25 protein-coding genes are annotated in these 19,491 nt (G+C 66.3%); 19 read left to right on the top strand and 6 right to left on the bottom strand.

Going from position 1 to position 19,491, the window contains the following annotated elements; genetic code table 11:
• On the top strand, positions 1–546 hold a 546-nt coding region (locus NW75_RS03880), incomplete at its 5' end, for a fibronectin type III-like domain-contianing protein (RefSeq protein WP_033963905.1).
• Here the strand turns inward: NW75_RS03880 and NW75_RS03875 are convergent.
• The gene (locus tag NW75_RS03875; RefSeq protein WP_231564930.1) at positions 543–1,220 is read right to left on the bottom strand and encodes a DUF6445 family protein; all 678 of its coding nucleotides are present in this window, start codon (positions 1,218–1,220) and stop codon (positions 543–545) included. The two genes, NW75_RS03880 and NW75_RS03875, sit on opposite strands and share 4 nt — an antisense overlap.
• Positions 1,217–2,029, bottom strand: a complete 813-nt coding sequence (locus tag NW75_RS03870; RefSeq protein ID WP_033963904.1) for a glycoside hydrolase family 16 protein — start codon at positions 2,027–2,029, stop codon at positions 1,217–1,219. The genes NW75_RS03875 and NW75_RS03870 overlap by 4 nt, the downstream gene beginning before the upstream one ends.
• A gap of 224 nt (positions 2,030–2,253) precedes the next feature.
• On the opposite strand from NW75_RS03870, the gene NW75_RS03865 reads away from it, so the two are divergent.
• From NW75_RS03865 to NW75_RS28075, 3 genes are all read left to right on the top strand, one after another.
• Complete coding sequence (locus NW75_RS03865) at positions 2,254–3,957, top strand: hypothetical protein (RefSeq protein ID WP_033963901.1); 1,704 nt, start codon at positions 2,254–2,256, stop codon at positions 3,955–3,957.
• Positions 3,954–4,322 (top strand): hypothetical protein, encoded by a 369-nt coding sequence (locus NW75_RS24910; protein WP_033963899.1) that lies wholly within the window; start codon positions 3,954–3,956, stop codon positions 4,320–4,322. Before NW75_RS03865 ends, NW75_RS24910 begins: the two co-directional genes overlap by 4 nt.
• 135 nt (positions 4,323–4,457) lie before the next feature.
• On the top strand, positions 4,458–5,258 hold the full coding sequence (locus NW75_RS28075; protein WP_171010541.1) for a serine hydrolase: 801 nt from the start codon (positions 4,458–4,460) through the stop codon (positions 5,256–5,258).
• On the opposite strand, the gene NW75_RS03850 is transcribed toward NW75_RS28075, so the two are convergent.
• Positions 5,255–6,064 (bottom strand): flagellin N-terminal helical domain-containing protein, encoded by an 810-nt coding sequence (locus tag NW75_RS03850; protein ID WP_010405376.1) that lies wholly within the window; start codon positions 6,062–6,064, stop codon positions 5,255–5,257. The two genes, NW75_RS28075 and NW75_RS03850, sit on opposite strands and share 4 nt — an antisense overlap.
• 254 nt (positions 6,065–6,318) lie before the next feature.
• On the opposite strand from NW75_RS03850, the gene NW75_RS03845 reads away from it, so the two are divergent.
• The 7 genes from NW75_RS03845 (at position 6,319) to NW75_RS03815 (ending at position 13,317) form a co-directional block, all read left to right on the top strand.
• Entirely contained in the window at positions 6,319–7,587 is a 1,269-nt protein-coding gene (locus NW75_RS03845) for a sigma-54 interaction domain-containing protein (RefSeq protein ID WP_033963895.1), read from the top strand.
• Complete coding sequence (gene fliE, locus NW75_RS03840) at positions 7,584–7,946, top strand: flagellar hook-basal body complex protein FliE (protein WP_171010540.1); 363 nt, start codon at positions 7,584–7,586, stop codon at positions 7,944–7,946. The genes NW75_RS03845 and fliE overlap by 4 nt, the downstream gene beginning before the upstream one ends.
• A gap of 5 nt (positions 7,947–7,951) precedes the next feature.
• The gene (gene fliF, locus NW75_RS03835; RefSeq protein WP_033963893.1) at positions 7,952–9,691 is read left to right on the top strand and encodes a flagellar basal-body MS-ring/collar protein FliF; all 1,740 of its coding nucleotides are present in this window, start codon (positions 7,952–7,954) and stop codon (positions 9,689–9,691) included.
• Entirely contained in the window at positions 9,688–10,695 is a 1,008-nt protein-coding gene (gene fliG / locus NW75_RS03830) for a flagellar motor switch protein FliG (RefSeq protein ID WP_010405381.1), read from the top strand. Before fliF ends, fliG begins: the two co-directional genes overlap by 4 nt.
• On the top strand, positions 10,688–11,443 hold the full coding sequence (locus NW75_RS03825; protein ID WP_052192142.1) for a FliH/SctL family protein: 756 nt from the start codon (positions 10,688–10,690) through the stop codon (positions 11,441–11,443). Before fliG ends, NW75_RS03825 begins: the two co-directional genes overlap by 8 nt.
• Before the next feature lie 127 nt (positions 11,444–11,570).
• On the top strand, positions 11,571–12,899 hold the full coding sequence (locus NW75_RS03820) for a FliI/YscN family ATPase (protein ID WP_010405385.1): 1,329 nt from the start codon (positions 11,571–11,573) through the stop codon (positions 12,897–12,899).
• Positions 12,892–13,317 (top strand): hypothetical protein, encoded by a 426-nt coding sequence (locus NW75_RS03815; protein WP_033963888.1) that lies wholly within the window; start codon positions 12,892–12,894, stop codon positions 13,315–13,317. The genes NW75_RS03820 and NW75_RS03815 overlap by 8 nt, the downstream gene beginning before the upstream one ends.
• Positions 13,318–13,879: 562 nt before the next feature.
• Here NW75_RS03815 and NW75_RS24255 read toward each other — a convergent pair.
• The 3 genes from NW75_RS24255 to NW75_RS24905 form a co-directional block, all read right to left on the bottom strand.
• Positions 13,880–14,470: a hypothetical protein gene (locus NW75_RS24255; RefSeq protein ID WP_197057701.1), complete on the bottom strand. Its 591-nt coding sequence runs from the start codon at positions 14,468–14,470 to the stop codon at positions 13,880–13,882.
• A gap of 345 nt (positions 14,471–14,815) precedes the next feature.
• A complete protein-coding gene (locus NW75_RS27210; protein WP_260591661.1) occupies positions 14,816–14,944 on the bottom strand; it encodes a hypothetical protein in 129 nt (42 codons plus the stop codon).
• 87 nt (positions 14,945–15,031) lie between these two features.
• On the bottom strand, positions 15,032–15,184 hold the full coding sequence (locus NW75_RS24905) for a hypothetical protein (RefSeq protein WP_171010539.1): 153 nt from the start codon (positions 15,182–15,184) through the stop codon (positions 15,032–15,034).
• 46 nt (positions 15,185–15,230) lie between these two features.
• Here NW75_RS24905 and NW75_RS24250 point away from each other — a divergent pair, with 46 nt between their 5' ends.
• The 8 genes from NW75_RS24250 (at position 15,231) to fliQ (ending at position 19,393) form a co-directional block, all read left to right on the top strand.
• Positions 15,231–15,629 (top strand): hypothetical protein, encoded by a 399-nt coding sequence (locus NW75_RS24250; RefSeq protein ID WP_156142955.1) that lies wholly within the window; start codon positions 15,231–15,233, stop codon positions 15,627–15,629.
• 23 nt (positions 15,630–15,652) lie between these two features.
• Positions 15,653–16,015 carry a flagellar hook-length control protein FliK gene (locus NW75_RS03805; protein ID WP_156142954.1) on the top strand — a complete coding sequence of 121 codons (363 nt, stop codon included), beginning with the start codon at positions 15,653–15,655 and terminating at the stop codon, positions 16,013–16,015.
• Between the two features lie 18 nt (positions 16,016–16,033).
• The gene (locus NW75_RS03800) at positions 16,034–16,624 is read left to right on the top strand and encodes a flagellar basal body-associated FliL family protein (RefSeq protein WP_033963881.1); all 591 of its coding nucleotides are present in this window, start codon (positions 16,034–16,036) and stop codon (positions 16,622–16,624) included.
• 3 nt (positions 16,625–16,627) lie between these two features.
• Entirely contained in the window at positions 16,628–17,596 is a 969-nt protein-coding gene (locus tag NW75_RS03795; RefSeq protein WP_033963878.1) for a flagellar motor switch protein FliM, read from the top strand.
• A complete protein-coding gene (fliN, locus tag NW75_RS03790) occupies positions 17,593–17,883 on the top strand; it encodes a flagellar motor switch protein FliN (RefSeq protein WP_010405391.1) in 291 nt (96 codons plus the stop codon). Before NW75_RS03795 ends, fliN begins: the two co-directional genes overlap by 4 nt.
• A 5-nt stretch (positions 17,884–17,888) precedes the next feature.
• Complete coding sequence (locus NW75_RS03785; RefSeq protein WP_010405393.1) at positions 17,889–18,149, top strand: flagellar biosynthetic protein FliO; 261 nt, start codon at positions 17,889–17,891, stop codon at positions 18,147–18,149.
• Positions 18,146–19,000: a flagellar type III secretion system pore protein FliP gene (gene fliP, locus NW75_RS03780; protein WP_033963875.1), complete on the top strand. Its 855-nt coding sequence runs from the start codon at positions 18,146–18,148 to the stop codon at positions 18,998–19,000. Before NW75_RS03785 ends, fliP begins: the two co-directional genes overlap by 4 nt.
• Positions 19,001–19,123: 123 nt before the next feature.
• Entirely contained in the window at positions 19,124–19,393 is a 270-nt protein-coding gene (fliQ, locus tag NW75_RS03775) for a flagellar biosynthesis protein FliQ (RefSeq protein WP_033963873.1), read from the top strand.
• Positions 19,394–19,491: the final 98 nt, after the last annotated feature.

Raw genomic sequence — 19,491 nt, 5'->3', positions numbered from 1 at the left:
CCGCGCCCACCGGTCGGCCTCGATCGGCTGACCGCCGCCGAGGCGCAGGCCGCCGCCGATCCGGGTCATGCCAGCGACCATCAATTGGCAAGCTTCCCGATCGAATATTCCGAAGGGGCCGACGTCGGTTATCGCTGGTATGAAAAGACCCGCGCCACGCCGTTATTCCCGTTCGGCCACGGGCTCAGCTACACCAGTTTCGCGTACCGCAACCCGGTGGTGAAGGGCGGCGCGAAGCTCAGCATCAGCTTCGAGGTGGTGAATACCGGGCGCGTTGCCGGGGCGGACGTGCCGCAAATGTATGTGAGCAGGGATGGAGCGTCGGCACCGATGCGGCTTGCCGCATTCCGACGCGTCACGCTGAAGCCGGGCGAGTCGGCCCGCGTCACGCTGGTGGCCGAACCGCGTATCCTGGCGGATTATGACCCGACTTTGCCCGGCTGGCGCGTCACGGGTGGTCGTTACCGCGTCGCGCTGGCGCACGATGCCCGCGATCGCGCGCTGGTCTCGACCGCCACGGTGACGGCGGCGACGATGAAGCCCTAACCGACGGACAGGAAGGCGGTGACCGTCAGCCGCCCCAGTGCGGGGTCGCTCGACAGCACCGCCTCCGGGCCGATCGCGCCGCTGTGGAGGAGGTAGCTTGGGTAAACGAGCGCGCGGTTGTAACGCGCCTCCACCGCCATAGTGCGTTCGAACAGCGGCGTGTCGCCCGCCACATAGCGCGCAGGCGGCACCCCGCCATAGCGGAACTCCGCGTCGAGCTGACCGAAGAAGATCGGCGCGCGCTCCTCGTCGATCGTCTCGAATCCCGTCGATCGATGGCGAAAGAAGGCGGTGCCGTCGCCGCCTTCGGGCGCAAGATAATGGACCAGCGCAATACGGTCCGCCCGAAAGGCATCGCAGTGTGGAACGCGTTGACGGACATCGAGCTTCTCGGGTGGGGTCGTCACGATCGAAAAGCTGGCATCGACCACCTCGACTGCGCCCGAGCGGCCCAATAGCGGCCCCAGCACATCGGCCAGGACCGCCAGTTGCGCGGGGAGATATGCCTTGGGGAGAGCTGCGCGGATCCCCGGATAATGCTCCACGGCGGGGCCGAAGGTCGATGCAAGCGCAACCGCGCGCAACGCGTCAGGATCAGCCGTAAAATCGTCGATCACCACCACCGGCTGCGCCTCGCGCCCGACGCGGTGCACGCTCAACGAAGGTGCCGTCATCGCGCGGGCCAGTAGCGCACGTAATCGACCGACATGCGCTGCGGTAGCGCGGCATCGTCGATCCCCTTCGCTCCACCCCAATCCCCGCCCACGGCCAGATTGAGGATCAAATGGTACGGCACGGTAAACGGCCACGCCGCATGTCCACCGGGCTGATCGTCCACGACGCGCATATACCCATGACCATCCACACCGATGGTGATCGCGTGCGGCTGCCAGTCGAGCTGGTAGCGATGATAAGCGGTACATGCGCTCGCGAGGCGCGTCTCGGCACCGCGCTGCGTCCCGAGTGTGTGATTGAAGGCGGCGGAGTGGAGCGTGGCATGCACCACCAGCGGCTGCCAGCCGACCATTTCCATTACGTCGATCTCGCCCATGTCGGGCCAGGTGCCGCTTTGGGGCAATAACCAAATCGCCGGCCAGGTGCCGCGGCCACAGGGCAGCTTGGCGCGGATCTCGTAAAAACCGTAGCCGAACGCCGCGCGGCTGACGAGCTTGGCTGCGCTATAGTCCTGCCCACCCCAATCGGCTTTGGAGCGCAGCGCCTCACGCCGTGCCTCGATCACCAGCGTGCCATGCTCGATCCGGGCATTTTCGCGGCGGTCGGCGGCGTAATATTGCTTTTCGTGATTGGCCCAGCCCTGCCGGTTGCGCTCGGTATCGAAGCGCCAGCGGCGCTGGTCGATCGTGCGGGTGAACCCGTCGGCAAAGGCAGGTCGCCGCGCGGGCGGGCGCATCGGCACGTCCACCGAATAGTTGGTCGCAGCCAGGCTGACCGCCTGCGCGAGCAGGATCATGACGACCGTCAACGCGCTACCCCATCCCTCTCGGATCGCTTCCCTTCGGTCCGCTCCGATGATGGCTTAGAACGCGATGGTGCTGGAAACCACCCGAAACATCGCGGAGGCGACAGGATCGACAGGGATGGCCAATGGCGACGGGGATCGCTTAGGTAGCGGCGACGGTAAGATCCTGCATTGAAAGGGACAACGGGTTGACGAGAGGAACGACACGCCGCGCGGTTCTGGCGGGCATGGCCGCGATCGGCGCGCATTCGGTGGCGGCACAGGGCCGACGGAGCTTGCACGAACCGGACCTCGGCCAACATGTCCTGATCGTCGACCCAGGAATGCCAGGTGCGCAACGCCAGATCGACACCTGGTTTGCGGAGCAGGAACGCGCGCATTTCACCGATCGCCGCTACGCCATCCTGCTCAAGCCTGGCACGCATAACCTCGACCTCAATGTCGGTTTCTTCACCCAGGTTGCAGGCCTGGGCCTCCATCCCGACGACGTGATCGTCAGCGGCCATGTTCATGCCGAAGCCGATTGGGCAAAGGGCATGGCGCTGGTGAATTTCTGGCGGTCGGTCGAGAATATGGCGGTCCGGCCGCCGGATCGCGCCGATCGTTGGGCCGTGTCGCAGGCCGCACCCTATCGGCGCATGCATCTCGCTGGCGATCTCGCGCTTGACGATGGCGGCTGGTCGAGCGGCGGTTTCATGGCCGATTGCCATGTCGAGGGCGTTGTCCGCTCGGGCACGCAGCAACAATGGTTTACCCGCAGCTCGCAGCTTGGCGGCTGGCAGGGAGCCAATTGGAACATGATGTTCATGGGGGTCACCGGAGCCCCGCCAAGCAGCTTTCCCGAGCCGCCTTATACCACTCTGCCGAGCGTGCCCGTTCTTCGCGAGAAGCCGTTTCTCCATGTACGGCCGGATGGCGGCTGGGCGGTGTTCGTTCCGGCGCTTCGTCGGGACGCGACGGGGGTTTCGTGGCGAGGCCGACCGGCGGGCCGCAGCGTACCGCTGGGGGACTTCCTGATCGCGGATCCGACAACGCCGATCGAGGCGATCAACCGCGCGCTCGCCGGCGGCGGCCACCTGTTGCTCACGCCGGGGGTATACCGGCTACGCGAGCCGATCCGCGTGCCCCGGGCCGACACCGTCGTGCTGGGGCTGGGGCTGGCAACGCTGCTGAGCGAAGCGGGCAATGCGGCGATGCTGATCGCCGACGTGCCCGGCGTGTCCGTTGCCGGCCTGCTGATCGACGCCGGGCCGCAACTATCGCCGGTTCTCATGGAAGTGGGGCCGAAGGGCGCAAATCGCGATCATCGGGCCAATCCCACGCTGCTGGCAGATGTGTTTTTCCGCGTCGGCGGGGCGGCAGTCGGCAATGTCGGGACGTGTCTCGAGATCAATAGCGGGCACGTCATCTGCGATCACCTGTGGATCTGGCGCGCCGATCATGGTGACAGCGATAGCGGCCAGGTCCACACCGGCTGGACCGAAAGCCGGGGTGATCATGGCCTCGTCGTCAACGGCGATGAGGTGACCTGCTACGGCCTGTTCGTCGAACATTTCCAGGGCTGGCAGACCGTGTGGAACGGCGAGAACGGGCGGACCTTCTTCTACCAGAACGAGCTGCCCTACGATCCGCCGAGCCAGAGTGCGTGGCGCGGGGATTCCAACCGCGGCTGGGCGGCGTACAAGGTTGCGGATCATGTCCGCCGCCACGAAGCCGTTGGAATGGGTGTCTATGCGAACTTCACGGCGGATCCGTCGATCGTACTGGCCAGTGCGATCGAAGTGCCCGGCACGGCGGGCGTTCGCATCAGCAACGTCACGACGATCTCGCTCGGCGGTGGCAAGGGCACGATCGCCCACCCGGTCAATGCTGCGGGCGCGGCCGCGCGCCCTGGAAGCATTCGGCAGACGTTGCGCCGATATCCCGGATGATTGCGGCAAGCATCCGGTTGGTCACGCAATTGCGGCGGCGCAAGACCAGCTTCGCCAACACAAAGGCGCTGACCACGCCAAGCGAGAAGCCGACACGCGACCCGTATCGTCATCCCAATCATTGCTCCGCAGCCGCTCGACGGCCGAGGCGGGTCGATGACATGAACGATATCGACGCGCCCATCAAAATGCGCGGTTACGAACCGCGTCAACCGCCGCGCGGCGGCGGCCTCGTCCTCGACCAGCAACAGTTTCATGGCGAAGCCGCCATCACGATCGTGGTGCGCCACCTGCTCCCACCCATCGGTCCGGTCGTCACTGTCGTCCTGCCACCGAACGCTTCGCTGATGCGGGCGCGGATATAGGCAAGGCCGGTACCCGATCCGATCGCGCCGCCTCCCCGATTCCCGGCTCGGCGGGGTCACCATATCGAGGACGCGAAGGCGTCGGTCTGTACGGAGGATCGTCAGGACAAAGGCGTCACCGGTCGCCTAACGGCCGTGGACGAGCGCCTTCTCGACCAACGTCAGCAAGATGCCCGGCGGCACGTCAACACCCGTCGCCTGCTCTACCTCGACGCACCGATTGCACGATGGCTCCCTTACTATCGCGCGGATACAGGGGCGCGGCTGACGTTACGCCGATTGTTGTCCAACAGCAGCGGCTTGCCGAAAATGTTCCTTCCGGCGGCGGCAATAGATCCGACGCTGCGCACGCGGGACGTTCCGACTGCGGAGGCTGTAAAGCGGTTCGCCAGCGGTGACCTTTATTTCGAGCCGGATGCGAAATTCGACTATGTTCTCGAGAGCTGGATTATCGTCGACGCGGTCATCGAAGTGGTGACCGGGCAGCCGTTCCATAAGGCGATGCACGCCCTCACGCTCGACCCGCCCGGCTTGCGCAACACTGGTGCCGCTGCTGCCATGTCGCGGGCGAGAAAACGGTGCCGTCCTATCGCACCGTCGCGCTGCTCGAGCGCCGACCGTTCCAGCGACAGCCCTTTCTGGCCGCCGCCGGTGGCTTTTTCAGCGATGCGCACGATCTGCTTCGCGCCGTCCACCGGGTGTACGACAGGGGGTTCCTGTCGCGCCAATCGCTGCGGGCTCCTGAAACTGTCCGGGGACGGCGCAGTGTCGCGCGCCTTCCCGCTACAGGTTTTTTCCCGACACCCTGAAAGGAAAAACCCCGGCGACCCTCACGGACCGCCGGGGTTTTCGTTGGACCGTCTCGCACACGCGAGAGATCCCGGTCGGCCCCGACACCTGTATAGGGGGTCGGGTGCCAGGGCCGGTCCGTCTTAGCCGAGCAGCTTCAGCACGCCCTGCTGCGACTGGTTCGCCTGAGCGAGCAGCGCGGTCGAGGCCTGGCTGAGGATCTGCGCCTTGGCGAGGCTGGTCGTCTCGGTCGAGAAGTCGACGTCCTCGATGCGGCTGCGGGCGTCGGTCAGGTTGGCGACGTTGGTCGTCAGGTTGTTGACCACCGAGCTCAGGCGGCTCTGGCCCGCACCCAGCGTTGCCCGCGTCGTGTTGACAGCCGCGAGCGCGGTATCGAGCGCGCCAAGCGCGGTGGTTGCACCGGCTGCGGTCGAAATGTCCGAACCCGTCACGCCGGACAGATCCAGTCCGCCAACAGCGAGCGAAACCGTGTCGGTTGCCGACGAACCCGTCTGGATCTTCACGGTCGCGGCCGTGGTGCCGAGCAGCGACACGCCGTTGAAATTGGTCTTGCTCTGAATGTCGCTCAGCTGACCGGTCAGCTGCGTGACTTCCGCCTGCAGGTTGGTACGATCGCCCGCTGCATAGGTGCCCGATGCCGACTGAACGGCAAGCTCACGAACACGCTGCAGGATGTTGGTGACTTCGCCGAGCGCGCCGTCCGCCGTCTGCGACAGCGCGATGCCGTCATTGGCGTTGCGGATCGCCTGGTTCTGGCCCTTGATCTGCGAGGTCAGCGAGGAGGCGATGGCGAGGCCGGCCGCGTCGTCCTTGGCCGAGTTGATGCGCTTGCCGGTCGACAGACGCTCGATGCTGGTTGCCAGCGCAGCGCTGGCGGTGTTCGACGCATTGGTCGCGCGCAGCGCGGCGACGTTGGTTCCGATAACAGTCATGATGTGTCTCCATCGTGGTTCGGCAATCCCGCCGCCCCCTATCGGAGAGCCGAGCCGCCATCACAGGTAACGACCGACCGCGCCCGTGATTAAGCACTTTTGCAAACCACGCTATTTTATCCCCACCGACACCCCTGCACACAATGTTGCGGCGACGACCGGTTGCCGCCGGAAAAATATTGCCGCTTTGCAACGTCCTTAACGGGTCGTTTACCACGGGTAGGGCATTCCTCCGCTCGACCAGGGGGAATTTCATGCGATCCATCGTCCCATCCGCCGCGATACTCCGCCAGCATTATGCGCTGGTTTCGACCTTGCGTACGCAAGGCTTCGCAATCGGCAGCTTCGAAGACGGCAAGCTACGCAACGCGGACCTCTATCTCGTGGCCGAGGGCGAGACTCCGCCCGCCGCGGCGCGCACCGTCGTGATCGGCACGGAAGGGCGCTACATTGTACCCTCGCGTGACGGCCAGCCCGCTCGCATCGCCTTTTCGGGTGCCGATGCGGCGGTGGGCGCGGGCTTCGTCCGCGCGCTGCTCGCCGAACCTGAAATGCCAACCGCAGCCGATCCCGAGAGCCTGGCGCTCCACACGCTTGCCGATCGCGTTGCTGCGGCCGACATCACCGTTCTCATCAACGGCCCGACCGGCACCGGCAAGGAAGTACTGGCGCGCTCGATCCACTTGAAATCGGCGCGCGCCAACGGGCCGTTCGTCGCGATCAACTGCGCTGCCCTGCCCGAGACGATGCTGGAGGCATTGCTGTTCGGCCACCAGAAGGGCGCGTTTACGGGCGCGTCGTCGGGCGGGGAAGGTTTTTTCCGCGCGGCCAATGGCGGCACGCTGCTGCTCGACGAAATCGCCGAACTGCCGCTGCAACTGCAGGCCAAGCTGCTGCGCGCGCTGCAGGAGCGCGAGATCGTCCCGATCGGCGCAACCACGCCGCAGGCGATCGACGTGCGCGTCATCGCTTGCGCCAATCGCGATCTGCAGGATGAAGTCGCGGCTGGGCGTTTCCGCGCCGATCTTTATTACCGCCTCTCGGTCTTCCCGCTCACCACCAAGCCGCTGGCCGATCGCCCGCAGGATGTGCCGGCACTCGCCGCAACGCTGATCCTGCGCCACGCCGGCAATCGCACGACGATCCCGTGGCCCGACCAGTCCGCGATCCAGTTGCTGACGCGCCACGATTGGCCGGGCAATGTCCGCGAGCTGGAAAACGTCGTGCAGCGCGCGTTGCTGTTCGCCGGTGGCGACACGATTTCGGCCGAACACATTGTGTTCGATCGCCCCGCCGCCCGCGCCGCCAACGACCAGCCGGGGCAGCCCGCGACGCTCGGCAACATCGTCCAGATGCACGAATTCCAGGCGATCCGCGAAACGCTCGCGGCGTGCAACGGCAGCCGCACCGAAACCGCCAAGCGGCTTGGCATCTCGGAGCGTACGCTGCGCTACCGCCTCGCCAAAGCGCGCGAACAGGGCGATGACATCGTGCCCGCCACCAACCGGACGGCCTGGGCATGAGCATCGACGGCATTGGCGGTGGCGGCGCGATGGGCGTCGACCGGGTGATGGCGCTGCGCGCGCAGATCCTCGAACGCAACCAGGCGCTGGCGCGGGCTGGAGCCACATCGGGAGCCGCCCCGGCGGCTGCATCGAAGCCCGCGAGCTTCGCCGCGACCATGGAAGACGCGCTGAAGAGCGTGAACCAGGGCCAGGTTGAGGCCGGCAAACTGTCCGAAGCCTATGAACGCGGTGAGACGATCGACATCGCCAAGGTGATGATGGCGCGTCAGCAAGCCTCGGTCGGTTTCGAAGCAACGCTGCAAGTCCGCAACAAACTGTTGTCCGCATACAAGGACATTATGAGCATGCCGGTCTAAGATAGATGAGCAACGCCCTCACCCCCGCCCCGCAGTCCGGTGTCGCCGCCCTGGTGCCCGAACGCTTCGCCAACCCCTTGCAGCAGATCCAGGGTCTGCTCGCGCAGCCGGCGGTCCGGCGCAGCTTGCCGATGGTCCTGCTCGTAGGCTTGATCGCCGCCGCCGCGCTCGCCTGGATGATGCTCGCCACGCCGACGCAAAAGACGCTGTTCTCCGGCCTTGCCGATAGCGACAAGGCGTCGGTGACGGCGGCGTTGCAACAGGCCAACATCACGTCGCGGATCGACCCCGGCACCGGCGCGCTGACGGTCGCGGAGGACGATTATTCGCGCGCGCGCATTCTGCTTGCAGGGCAAGGCCTGCCCAAGGCCGCGCCTGGCGGATATCAGATCCTCGACAATCTTCCGATGGGCGTGTCGCGCGCCGTCGAAGGCGAACGCCTGCGCCAGGCACGCGAGACCGAACTCGCACGGTCGATCCAGGAGATTGACGCCGTTGCCGAAGCCCGCGTCCACCTCGCCACGCCCGAACAATCGGTGTTCGTGCGCGACAATGCCGCGCCGTCCGCCTCGGTGATCGTGAAACTGCAACCGGGCCGTTCGCTCGGCGACGCGCAAGTGTCCTCGATCGTCAACCTCGTCGCCTCCTCGGTGCCAGGCATGAAGCCCGAAGGCGTCACCATCGTCGACCAGATGGGCGGATTGCTCACCAAGGGTGCCAACCAAAGCCAGCTCGGCATAGCCAGCGACGAACGCATCGCCTTCCAGCGGCGTGTCGAAGAAAAGTACCGCGCCCAGGTCGTGCAATTGCTCACCCCGCTGATCGGCGCCGGCAATTTCACCGCCGAAATTCAGGCCGATGTCGACTTGAACGAAACCCAGGCGACGCGCGAAAGCTATGACAAACAAGGCGCGCTCCGCGTCGAACAGGGCCAGTGGACCGGCAACGGCAAGGACGCGCAAGCCCCCGGCGGCATTCCGGGCGCGCTGTCCAACACGCCGCCGCCCGCATCGACCCTGTCCGCCCCGCAACCCGCCGCAACACCAACCCCGGCACCGCCCGCAGGCTCGGGTGTCTCAACCCCCGGTGCCGCTGCACCGGTGGTGGCGGCCGCTGCCGGAGCGGTCAGCGATGCGATGAAGGCGAGCGACCAATATTCGCGCGCTTATGATCTCGGCAAGGAAGTGTCGGTCAGCCGCACCGCGCCCGGCACGATCACGCGGCTGTCGGTCGCGGTGCTGCTGCGCGACCCCGAAACCGGCAAGCCGCGCGGCACCATGGAGATCCAGCAAGTCACCCAGCTCGTCCAGACGGCGGTGGGCTTCAACCCCAGCCGGGGCGACCGCGTCACCGTGATCAGCCGCAAATTCGCTGGCGGGACCGCGCTGGACGACAAGCAGCCCTGGTATGAAGCAGGCTGGCTGCCGGTGGTCGCGCGCAACGCAACGGCACTGGTGATCGCATTGCTGGTGTTGTTCCTCGGCGTCCGCCCGCTCGCCAAGAGCTTGATGAAGAGGGACCCCGAACCGGTCGCGCCGCAGGATCGCCCGGCGCTGGGTCGCGATCTGCTGAGTGAAGCGCAGGGTGGCGGACAAGCTCCGCCGCCGCCAACCGACCAGCCCGTCAGCATCGACGCGCTGGAAAGTGCCCGCAACTATGACGATCGCATCGGCATGGTGCGCGGCTTCACCCGCGACAATCCGGCGCGCGCCGCGCTCGCTGTTCGGGACATGATCAAGTCATGAACGCTCCCATGCGCACCTTTACCGGCGTCGAACGTGCCGCCGTGTTGATGATGCTGGTCGGCGAGGAAGAAGCCGCCGCGATCCTGCAAAAGCTCGACCCCGAAGAAGTGCGGCAGCTTGGCAAGGCGATGTTTGCGGTCGCTGATGTCAGCGAGGTCGAGGTCGAATATGCGCTCGACGATTTCGTCGGCAAGGCGCGCGAGCGCACCGCGATCGGCTTCGACCCGCGTCCGCGGATCGAAGCGGTGATGACGCGCGCATTGGGGCAGGAAAAGGCCGATAGCGTGCTCGCACGGATCGTCCCCGCTGAAGATGCTTGCCAGCTCGATTTGCTCGACTGGCTCGACGCCAGCGAAATCGCCGCGATGATCGAGAAGGAACATCCGCAGATCGCCGCCGTGCTGATCGCCAATCTGGAACCCAGCGTTGGCGCACAAGTGCTCGAACTGATGCCCGATGCGGCACAGCCTGACATCTTGCACCGGCTTGCGCGGCTGGGGCCGATCACGCCCGAAGCGGTCGAAACGCTGCGCACGATGCTCGCCAACCGCGCCGGTGCCGCACAGGCATCGGCCGGGGTGACGCTGGGCGGAACGCGCGATGCCGCCAAGATCCTGTCGAGCGGGCGCAAGGCAACCGAGCTGCGTGTCATGCCGAAATTGTTCAAGATCGACCGCGACGTCGCCAAGGCGATCGAGGAAGCGATGTTCGTGTTCGAAAATCTGCTCGAACTCGACGACAAGAATCTGGGTACGCTCATCCGCAATATCGACAGCGACATTCTGACGCGCGCGCTCAAGGGCGTAGACGAAAGCATTCGCGGGCGCTTCCTGGGTTGCATGTCGAGCCGCGCCGCCGACGGCATTCGCGACGAGATGGAAGCACGCGGACCGATGAAGCTCAGCGAAGTGCTCGACGCGCAGAAGGTGATCATCCAGATCGCACGCAACCTCGCCAAGGACGGCACCATCCAGATGGGCGCGGGTGAAGACGATTATGTCTGAATTCACCGCCGGATTTTCCGCGCGCAGCCGGGGCGTGGCCGAAGCGCTGCAGGCCGCCTTCGCGCCGCGTGTTGCAGGCTTCGCTGCCGCCGATTTGCGCGAGCGGGCCGAGCGCGGCCCGGTCTCTTTCTCGCCCCACGACAGCGAGGGCGAGCGCCCGCGGCATTTCTCGCCCGCCGCCCCCGGCACCAATCCGACCGCCGGCTGGGACCCGTTCGATGCCAACCCGGCCCCGCCGACACAGCCCTTTGTCGACCCGGTCGCGGTCGCGCATGAAGCGGGATATGCGATCGGCTATGTCGAAGGCGGCGACGCCGCGCGTGCGGAAATGACGGCACTGGCGGAACGCGACCGCGCCCTGCTCGAATCGCTCACCCAGGCGCTGCAATCGAACGACCGGATCGACCGCGAAGCGGTTGCGCGGCGCTTGCGCGAAACGGTGCTGTTCCTGGTCACGCGGCTGGTCGGCGATGTCGGCATTTCGTCCGAACGGCTGGCCCAGCGGATCGAGGCCGCAGCCGACCTGCTCACCGATGCCACCGAATCGGCGATGCTGCGCGTTCACCCCGACGATGTCGCTTTGCTCGAAGGCAAGCTGCCCCACCAAATCTTCGCGGTCGGCGATGCGAGCGTGGCGCGTGGGTCGTTCGTGCTCGAAAGCGCATCGACCATCGTCGAGGACGGGCCGGACTTGTGGCTCGAACAATTGGCGCAAGCGATCGATCATGTTGCGGTGCCGGGGGCATGAACCTTCGCCCCCACCGTCACCCCGGACCTGTTCCGGGGTCCACCTCTCCACAACGACGATCTTCGCCTGTCGCACCGTGGACCCCGGAACGAGTCCGGGGTGACGGTAAAGGGCGTGGGACAGGGCCATGCTGAACCGCTTCACCGGCGACTATCTCGACGCGCTCGGCCTGCCCGATTTCGCGCCGCGACCCAAGGTGTCCGGGCGGCTGGCATCGTTTGACGGGCTGCTGATGGAGGCGGTCGGCCTGACGCTGCCGGTCGGCACGGTGTGCCAGGTCGGCGACCGGCAATCTGGTGTCGAAGCCGAAGTGATTGGCTTCCGCAATGGCCGCACGCTGTTGATGAACCTCGGCGGCCCGGCGGCCTTGCTCCCGCAAGCGCCGGTACGCCCGCTCGGACCTCCGGGCGAGGCCGAGGTCGGTGCCGCGTTGCTCGGCCGCGTGGTCGATGGCGCAGGCAAGCCGATCGACGGGCTGGGGCCGATCCGCGGCGCGGCGCGCTGGCCGCTTGCGGGCAAATTGCAATCGCCGCTCGACCGGGGCCGCGTGCTGCACCCGCTCGATGTCGGCGTGCGCGCGATTAACGGGTTGCTGACGGTTGGCCAGGGGCAACGTATCGGCATCATGGCCGGGTCGGGCGTCGGCAAATCGGTACTGCTCGGCATGATCGTGCGCGCGGCGCAGGCCGATGTCATCGTCATTGGCCTGATCGGCGAACGCAGCCGCGAAGTCGCCGATTTCCTCGAAACCAAAGTCGCGGGCGAAGCGCGCAAACGCGCCGTTGTGATCGCCGTGCCCGCCAACCATTCGCCGGTGCTGCGCATTCGCGGTGCCTTGCGCACCCATGCCATTGCCGAAGCCTTTCGTGCCGAGGGCAAGAAGGTGCTGCTCATCATGGATTCGCTCACCCGCGTCGCGCATGCCGGGCGTGAAATCGGCCTCGCGCTGGGCGAACCGGCCAGCGCGCGCGGCTATCCGCCCTCCGCAATCGCAATGCTGCCCAATCTGATCGAACGCGCGGGGACCGACGTCGCATCGGGCGGATCGATCACCGCCATCTATACCGTGCTCGCCGATGGCGATGACGGCAACGATCCCGTCGTCGACAGCGCGCGCTCGATCCTCGATGGGCATATCGTGCTCAACCGTGCGCTGGCCGAACGCGGCGTTTATCCGGCGATCGACATCGGTCCCTCGGTCAGCCGCGTGATGAACGACATTGTCGACAAGCCGCACCAGATGGCCGCGCGCGTGCTGCGCCGCCACCTCGCCACCTATGAGGAAAATCGCGATCTGGTGCTGATGGGGGCGTATCGCTCGGGTGCCGATCCGGCGATCGACGCCGCCATCGCCTGCCATCCGGCGGTGCTCGAATATATCAAGCAGGACCCCGACGAGATGGTCTCGCTGCCCGACGCCGCCGCCGAGCTGATCGGCGTGTTCGGCGATGGCTAAGCCCTCCAAGCTCGACCGCATTCTGCGGGTGCGGACGCTCCAGCTTGGCCTGGTCCAGGCCGAGGAGGCACGCGCGCACGATCGTGCCGCCAGCGAACAAATGCTCAGGTCCCGCATTGCGCAGCTAACCGCGAACGTCTCCCCTACGCCTGCAGCGGCCCCGGTGGCTGGCTTTTCGCTGGTCGCTGCAGCGCATTTTCGCGAGCGCCTCCACCAATCGGCCGAAGCTGCCGAAGGGCGCTTGCGTGCGGCCCAGGCAACCGCCGCGCGCGCCAGCGAAGCGACGCGTGAGGCGCGCCGAGACCAAAGCGCGATCGAAAAATTGATCGCCCGCGCCGAAGCCGAGGCCGTGGTCAAGGCGATCCGCGCCATGGAGGCAGCGCCGCCAACGCGAAAAATTCGGCACGATCCTTGCTGAAGCTCTGACAACGTCGATCGGGAGTTGCGATCGATTCCCGTTGGAGCCTGCATGATCGATCCGTTGCCCCTATCGTCTGCGCCATCCGCACTTGCCCCAGGCCACGGACAAGCCCCCGGCCACGGGGGCTCCACGCCCGGTGGTTTCGAGAAAGCGCTCGGCGCGATCCTCGAGGCACGCGATGCCACGACTACGGTGCCCGGAAGCACCTCGACGATCCTGACGCGGCAAGCGGCTGCCGTAGACGGCAAAGGATTGCCCCAGCCCCTCCTGGCCACGGTCGGCGCGTCCGAAACCGACAGGCCGAGCGCCGTTCGGAATTGGGCTCCTTCACGAACCGATCCGACGGTTTCGGGAGCCGCATCGGCCGTCCAGATCAAAGCCGCTCTGCCCGCTCGACTCCCAGCCGCAGTCCCGAAGGCCATGTCCGCGCAAAACGCGGCGTTGCAAACGACGTACGATGGCAGCCGGCTCGAATCCGCTGTGATCGATGCTGAAGGAACGTCCCTTGCCGCCGGGCCGTCTACGACGGTACCAGTCGCTTCCGCGAAGATCGCCGCACCTATGCCAGCCGTCGTGCTTGTGGCGGCGCAGGGTGGGACAGATAGCGGCGCGCCCGCTTCGCGGTGCCCGCGGTTGCGCCAAACACCACGCTTGTCGCCATCGTAAACGATGGCGCATCGCATCGCCCGACGGCCACCGCCAAAGATCCGCTCCCTCCGTCGACGACGCGCTGGCGGGACAAAGGGCAAGGCCTGCTGACCGGCGCTTCCGCAGCAGCAGTGGCCTCCGCAAACGTGACCGCCTCAGCAACGGCGGCACCGCTTCCCGCGATCGACCGGTCGAGCCACAAGCGGCCTGCCGCCGTACAAAGCGGGGCGGCTCCGCTTGCGCCTCTCGCCGCATCGATCGAGCCAGTCGTCCCGGCCGTGGTCGTAGCGGACGCGACGCCCGCGCCGACCGTCTTGGCCGAGAAGCCGCAGGCACTGTCGCAGGACAATAGCCCCCTGCCGGTGCCCTCACAAAGCGGGGCGGCTCCGCTTGCGCCCCTCGCCGCATCGATCGAGCCAATCGTCCCGGTGGTGGTCGTAAGGGACGCGACACCCGCACCGACCGTCTTGGCCGAGAAGCCGCAGCCATTGTCGCCGGACACCGGGACTTCCACGGCCGGAGCCGCAAAACCATCGATATCCCTTTCCGCCCCGCCTCGGGCGACCGGAGCACGCGTCCAAACCCTGAGCGCTTTTCTGGAAGCGCGCGACGCGACGGCGACATCGCGGGCACGCCCGGCGACGGCGCGCGCGCAGCCAGCGCACGCAGACAACAGCTTGCCCCAGGCCGTTCGCGTCGACGCAAACGATGCGACGATAGCGCTTGTCCCAAATCCGGGGTCGCCGCTGGTCGCGCCCGCTATCGCGTTTGCACCGGCGACCGGTAACGACGCTGAACTCGATTCAGGTCTGCAGAGCGTGGCAACCGTGGCCTCGCCCGCCGCGGCTCAGCGCGCGATATCGGTGACGAGCCTCAGGTCCGCACCCTCGCCAATTGTCACGACCGCAATATCGTCGCTGGCAACGCCCACCCGCCCGTCGACGCTGCCATCGACGGGGGCCCAAGCGCCCGTCACCTCAGATATCGCAAACGCCGCAGACGCGGATGCCACCATAGTCGGCCATACGGTATCGCCACCTGCCGTCCATTCGGCCGCGATCGTTCAGACCATCCCCGCCGCCGGGAGCGAGCTCGTCGCTGCGGCACCGTCAAACGCGCCAGCAAGGGTCGACACCCCGCCCGTTTCGATCACACTGCCAAATTCCGATCGCGTCGACGCGATCCGCCAGCCTGAGCCGTCTCGGCCCGAGCTCATAACCACAGCCCAACCGCTCCCCATCGTTTCAACGGCAACCGCACCCGTGGCAACGCCGCTGCCGGGCGACGCAGGGCCCTTGGTGCCTGCCGCTGTTTCCGCACCTGCGGCACCCCTCCCGATCGTTGCCGCGTCGAGCGCGATCACGCCGCCAGCGGTGCCGCAATCACCCCCGCGGGTTGATCGTTCGGATCCGCCGATCCGGGTCGCCCGGCGCGACGCCGCAGTGCCAGCCATCACCGTCAGCACGACGCCGCAACCCGCCGGTCAAGTCTTCGCGGCGGCAATCGCGGCGGCGACGTCCTGGCGCGACAAGCCCGCAGCCCGCAATGAGGGCGACACTGCCACACTCTCAGTCGCCCTCAGCCCGGCATCGACGGTCGATTTGCGGGTCCGGCAAGCGTGTCGGCAACCGGCAAAACCGACGCCACGCCCCTCGACCTGAGGCAGGATCAGGGCTTGCAGCACATGATCGATCGCATCGAAACGCTCCGCGACGATGCCAATGCGCATGACACGCGCATAAAGCTTACCCCCGACGCACTGGGAAGCGTTGACGTCGCGGTGCGCCAGGATGGCGACCGCGTCCATGTTCGCTTCACCGCCCAGCATGAAGCCACCCGCGCGCTGATCGCCGAGGCGCAGCCGCGCTTGACCGAACTGGCCTCCGCGCGCGGCGTTCGCATCGGCGATACCAGCGTGACCACCGATAGCGCGGGCGGCGGCAACGGTGCCGCCCCGCAGCCGCGCCCAACCCCGCAACCTTCGCGAACGCCGCCCCGCGCGCGCTCCGAAGCCACTGACGATCCCGTCGACCACCGCCTCGCTTGAAGATGAAGGACAGTACCCATGAGTGACGCCCCCAAGGAAGCGCCCAAGAAGAAGGGCGGCATGATGAAGATCCTGCTGCTCATCGTCGGCGGGCTTGTGCTCGTCGGCGGCAGCGTCGGCGGCGCGGTGTTCGCCATGCATGCCGGGCTGCTTGGCGGCAGCAAGGCCGCACCCGAGCCAACCGGCCCACGGCTGGTCCCCAAGGCCGAGCAGAAGCGCGTCGGCACCGGTGAGGGTGCCGAGGGAGCCAAAGGCGGCACCAAGCCACCGATCGGGGTCGGCGGCGACAAATATGCCTCGAATTATTACGCCATGGACAAGGAGTTTACCTCCAACCTGCAGGACAGCGTCCATTTCGTGCAGGTCGGGGTCGCCGTCTCCACGCCTTATGACGATTCGGTGATCGAGAACATCAAGACCAACGAAATCGCGGTGCGATCGGCAATCCTGATGGCGCTCGGCGACACCACCGAGGAGCAGGTGTTCACCAGCGACGGCAAGAAGGTTTTGCAGCGTCGCATCGCCAAAGCGATCAACGATACGCTCAAGGAAAAAGAAGGCTTTGGAGGCGTCGGTAACGTTTACTTTACCAATTTCGTTGTTCAGTGAGGCATGGTTAACGAAGGCCTTCACAGCGCGAGCGACAGGCGGGAGCGGCCCCGGCGGACGGCAGACCATGCCACGCTGGGGACGGCCAACCTCAATCCGTTCGGCGACCTGCACACGGTGCAGCATTTGTCCGCGCGGCTCGCGCGCGGCGTGCGCGCGGTGTTCGAGCCGTTGCTGCGCCGCGAATGCCGCACCTGGGCCGAACCGCTGGTCGTCCAACGCCTGGCCGATTACCGGGTCGAACGCCCCGACGGCCTGACCGCATGGCTGCCAATGGCGATGACGGCGGCTGGGACACCCGCTGCCGGCCAAGCGCTGGCGGTGCTCGACGGGCGTTTCGTGATGGAATTGCTCGATCTGTTTTTTGGCGGCACCGGAGCGGCTCCGGCCACCTTGCCCGCCGAATTCACCCCCGCCGCCGAGGCGATGATCGCCCAGCTCGGCCGGATGCTGGCCGAGCCGATGCGCGCGGCATGGGAGCCGCTCGCCCGCATCGAGTTCACCCCCGGCCGGGTCGAGGCGAATCCGGCGCTGATTACCGATCTCGACGCCGATGACGCCGTCGTCATCACGCGCTTCGGCATCGCCTCCGGGACCGCCAAGCCCGTGTTCCTCGACCTGCTCTATCCCGTCACCGCGTTGAAGCCACACGGCCCGTCCTTGACCGGCAAGGTGCATGGCAAGACCGCCGAGCCTGACCCGGCGTGGCGCAACGGCCTCACCCGTGCGGTGATGGACGTGCGCTTCCCGATCCGATCCGTACTGGCGGAACCGATGGTGTCGCTGAGCCTATTGATGGAACTGAAGGCGGGCGACGTGATCCCGATTTCGGTCGGTGGCGACGTGCCGGTGATGGTCGGCCGCGATCGGCTCGGCGCGGGGACTGTCGGTACGTCTAACGGCAAGGCCGCGATCAAGCTCACGCATATTTCCTACGACCTAGACCGTGCTTTCGGGGGTGAATTGCAATGACCGACTTGAGTGGCGGATTCCCCGTCGATGCCAGCCTGGCCGCCAATTTCCGGCTGCTGCAGGACGTCGATGTCAAGCTGACAGTCGAAATCGGTTCGACTTCGCTCACGTTGCGCGAATTGCTCGCGCTTGGCGAAAGCAGCGTGATCGAGCTCGACCGCCAAGCCAATGAACTGCTCGACGTGCTGGTCAACGGCACGCTGATCGGGCGCGGCGAAGTGGTGATGGTCGGCGACAGCTTCGGCGTGCGTATGACCGAATTGGTCAGCCCCGAGAAGCGGGCCTGATCGCCATGATGTGGTCCTATATCCTCAAGCTCGTCGTGCTACTGCCGCTGGTGTGCGGCCTGATGATCGGGTGCCTCTATGCCTGGCGTCGGCTCGAATCGCGGCTGCCGGGTCAGCCTGCCAATCGGCTGCTCAAGGTCACCGAGACCATGATGATCTCGCCCAGCGTCCGGCTGGCGGTGATCGATTTCGAGGGGCGCAAGCTGCTCGTCTCGGTCAGCCGCACCGGCGTCGCGTTGGTCGATCGCGGTGGGGACGCACGGTGAGCGTCAAGGTCATTCGCAAAGGCTCGGGCCCGGCGCTGATCAAGCCATCGGTGGCGCGCGTGCTGCCTTGGGGCAAGCTGGCGCTGATGCTGCTCGGCGTGGTTTTCGCGATCCTGGTCGCGCACCCTGCCTTCGCCCAGGCCGCCCCGATCGCGGTGCCGACCCCAGGGGCCGGCGACGCCGCCGATCGCGCGCTGAAGGATCTTGGCGGCGGCAATGCGCCGATGGCGCTGAGCTTGCAGATCCTGATCGTGATGGGGCTGCTGACGATCCTCCCGGGCATCCTGCTGATGATGACCAGCTTCACGCGCATCATCATCGTGCTGGCGATCGTGCGGCAGGCGATGGGCTTGCAACAGACGCCGCCCAACCAGGTGCTGATCGGCCTGTCCCTCTTCCTGTCCTTCTTCGTGATGGCCCCGACGATCACCCAGATCAACGCGACCGCGATCCAGCCTTATGCCGAAAGCAAGATCGGCGCGACCGACATGATCAAGGCCGCCGCGATCCCGCTGCACACCTTCATGACCAAGCAGACCCGCAAGAAGGACATCACCATGTTTGCCGGCATCGCCAAGAGCGGGCCGTACAAACAGGCCAATGACATTCCCTTTTCGGTGCTGCTGCCCGCCTTCGTCACCAGCGAGCTGAAGACCGCGTTCCAGATCGGGTTCCTGGTATTCCTGCCCTTCATCGTGATCGATCTGGTGGTGGCGACGGTGCTGATGTCGCTCGGCATGATGATGCTGTCGCCCACGATCATCTCGATGCCGTTCAAGCTGCTGCTGTTCGTGCTGGTCGATGGCTGGGCGCTGACGATGGGTAGTCTTGCCAATTCGTTCGTGAGTTGAAGCGATGCGCAGCACACGACCGTTCGGGCTGAGCTTGTCGAAGCCCGCGCGCAGCACCTGCCGAAGTCGCCGTGGCGCGCTGCCCTTCGACCGGCTCAGGGCGAACGGAAAGGAGCGTTTCTGATGGACGCGGACTATTTCCTGACCGTCGCCAACCAGACGATGTGGGTGCTGGCGCTCGCCTCCGCGCCGATCCTGATCCCGGCGCTGCTCGCCGGGCTCATCACCGGCATGATCCAGGCGGCGACCTCGATCAACGAACAGACGCTGTCGTTCGTACCCAAACTGATCGTGGTGGGTGTCTCGATCCTGGTGTTCGGCAGCTTGATCCTGGGGCTGCTCACCGATTTCACGATCGGCATTTTCGAGCGGATCCCGGATCTGGTGCGATGAACGCGGGCCAGGCCCTTTCTTCCTCCCTCCCGCTTGCGGGAGGGGCTGGGGGAGCAGTTTCTTTATCGCGCGCACTGCTCGCGCCACGCCCCTCCCCT

The sequence above is a fragment of the Sphingomonas sp. Ant H11 genome, assembly GCF_000797515.1.
Lineage (GTDB): Bacteria > Pseudomonadota > Alphaproteobacteria > Sphingomonadales > Sphingomonadaceae > Sphingomonas.
Note: the sequence above shows the minus strand (reverse complement) of the source record. Positions and strands in the feature narration are given on the sequence as shown.

Coding starts and splice junctions, on each gene's coding strand:
- NW75_RS24905 (WP_171010539.1), bottom strand. CDS start 15,184: ATGAGCTCGGGCCGAGACGGCTCAGGCTGGCGGATCGCGTCGACGCGA.
- NW75_RS24910 (WP_033963899.1), top strand. CDS start 3,954: ATGATTGCGGCAAGCATCCGGTTGGTCACGCAATTGCGGCGGCGCAAG.
- NW75_RS03850 (WP_010405376.1), bottom strand. CDS start 6,064: ATGACTGTTATCGGAACCAACGTCGCCGCGCTGCGCGCGACCAATGCG.
- NW75_RS03785 (WP_010405393.1), top strand. CDS start 17,889: ATGATGTGGTCCTATATCCTCAAGCTCGTCGTGCTACTGCCGCTGGTG.
- fliF (WP_033963893.1), top strand. CDS start 7,952: ATGAGCAACGCCCTCACCCCCGCCCCGCAGTCCGGTGTCGCCGCCCTG.
- NW75_RS03815 (WP_033963888.1), top strand. CDS start 12,892: ATGGCTAAGCCCTCCAAGCTCGACCGCATTCTGCGGGTGCGGACGCTC.
- fliQ (WP_033963873.1), top strand. CDS start 19,124: ATGGACGCGGACTATTTCCTGACCGTCGCCAACCAGACGATGTGGGTG.
- NW75_RS03825 (WP_052192142.1), top strand. CDS start 10,688: ATGTCTGAATTCACCGCCGGATTTTCCGCGCGCAGCCGGGGCGTGGCC.
- NW75_RS03795 (WP_033963878.1), top strand. CDS start 16,628: ATGGTTAACGAAGGCCTTCACAGCGCGAGCGACAGGCGGGAGCGGCCC.
- NW75_RS03805 (WP_156142954.1), top strand. CDS start 15,653: ATGATCGATCGCATCGAAACGCTCCGCGACGATGCCAATGCGCATGAC.
- NW75_RS03845 (WP_033963895.1), top strand. CDS start 6,319: ATGCGATCCATCGTCCCATCCGCCGCGATACTCCGCCAGCATTATGCG.
- fliN (WP_010405391.1), top strand. CDS start 17,593: ATGACCGACTTGAGTGGCGGATTCCCCGTCGATGCCAGCCTGGCCGCC.
- NW75_RS03820 (WP_010405385.1), top strand. CDS start 11,571: ATGCTGAACCGCTTCACCGGCGACTATCTCGACGCGCTCGGCCTGCCC.
- NW75_RS03800 (WP_033963881.1), top strand. CDS start 16,034: ATGAGTGACGCCCCCAAGGAAGCGCCCAAGAAGAAGGGCGGCATGATG.
- fliG (WP_010405381.1), top strand. CDS start 9,688: ATGAACGCTCCCATGCGCACCTTTACCGGCGTCGAACGTGCCGCCGTG.
- fliE (WP_171010540.1), top strand. CDS start 7,584: ATGAGCATCGACGGCATTGGCGGTGGCGGCGCGATGGGCGTCGACCGG.
- NW75_RS03875 (WP_231564930.1), bottom strand. CDS start 1,220: ATGACGGCACCTTCGTTGAGCGTGCACCGCGTCGGGCGCGAGGCGCAG.
- NW75_RS03865 (WP_033963901.1), top strand. CDS start 2,254: ATGGCCGCGATCGGCGCGCATTCGGTGGCGGCACAGGGCCGACGGAGC.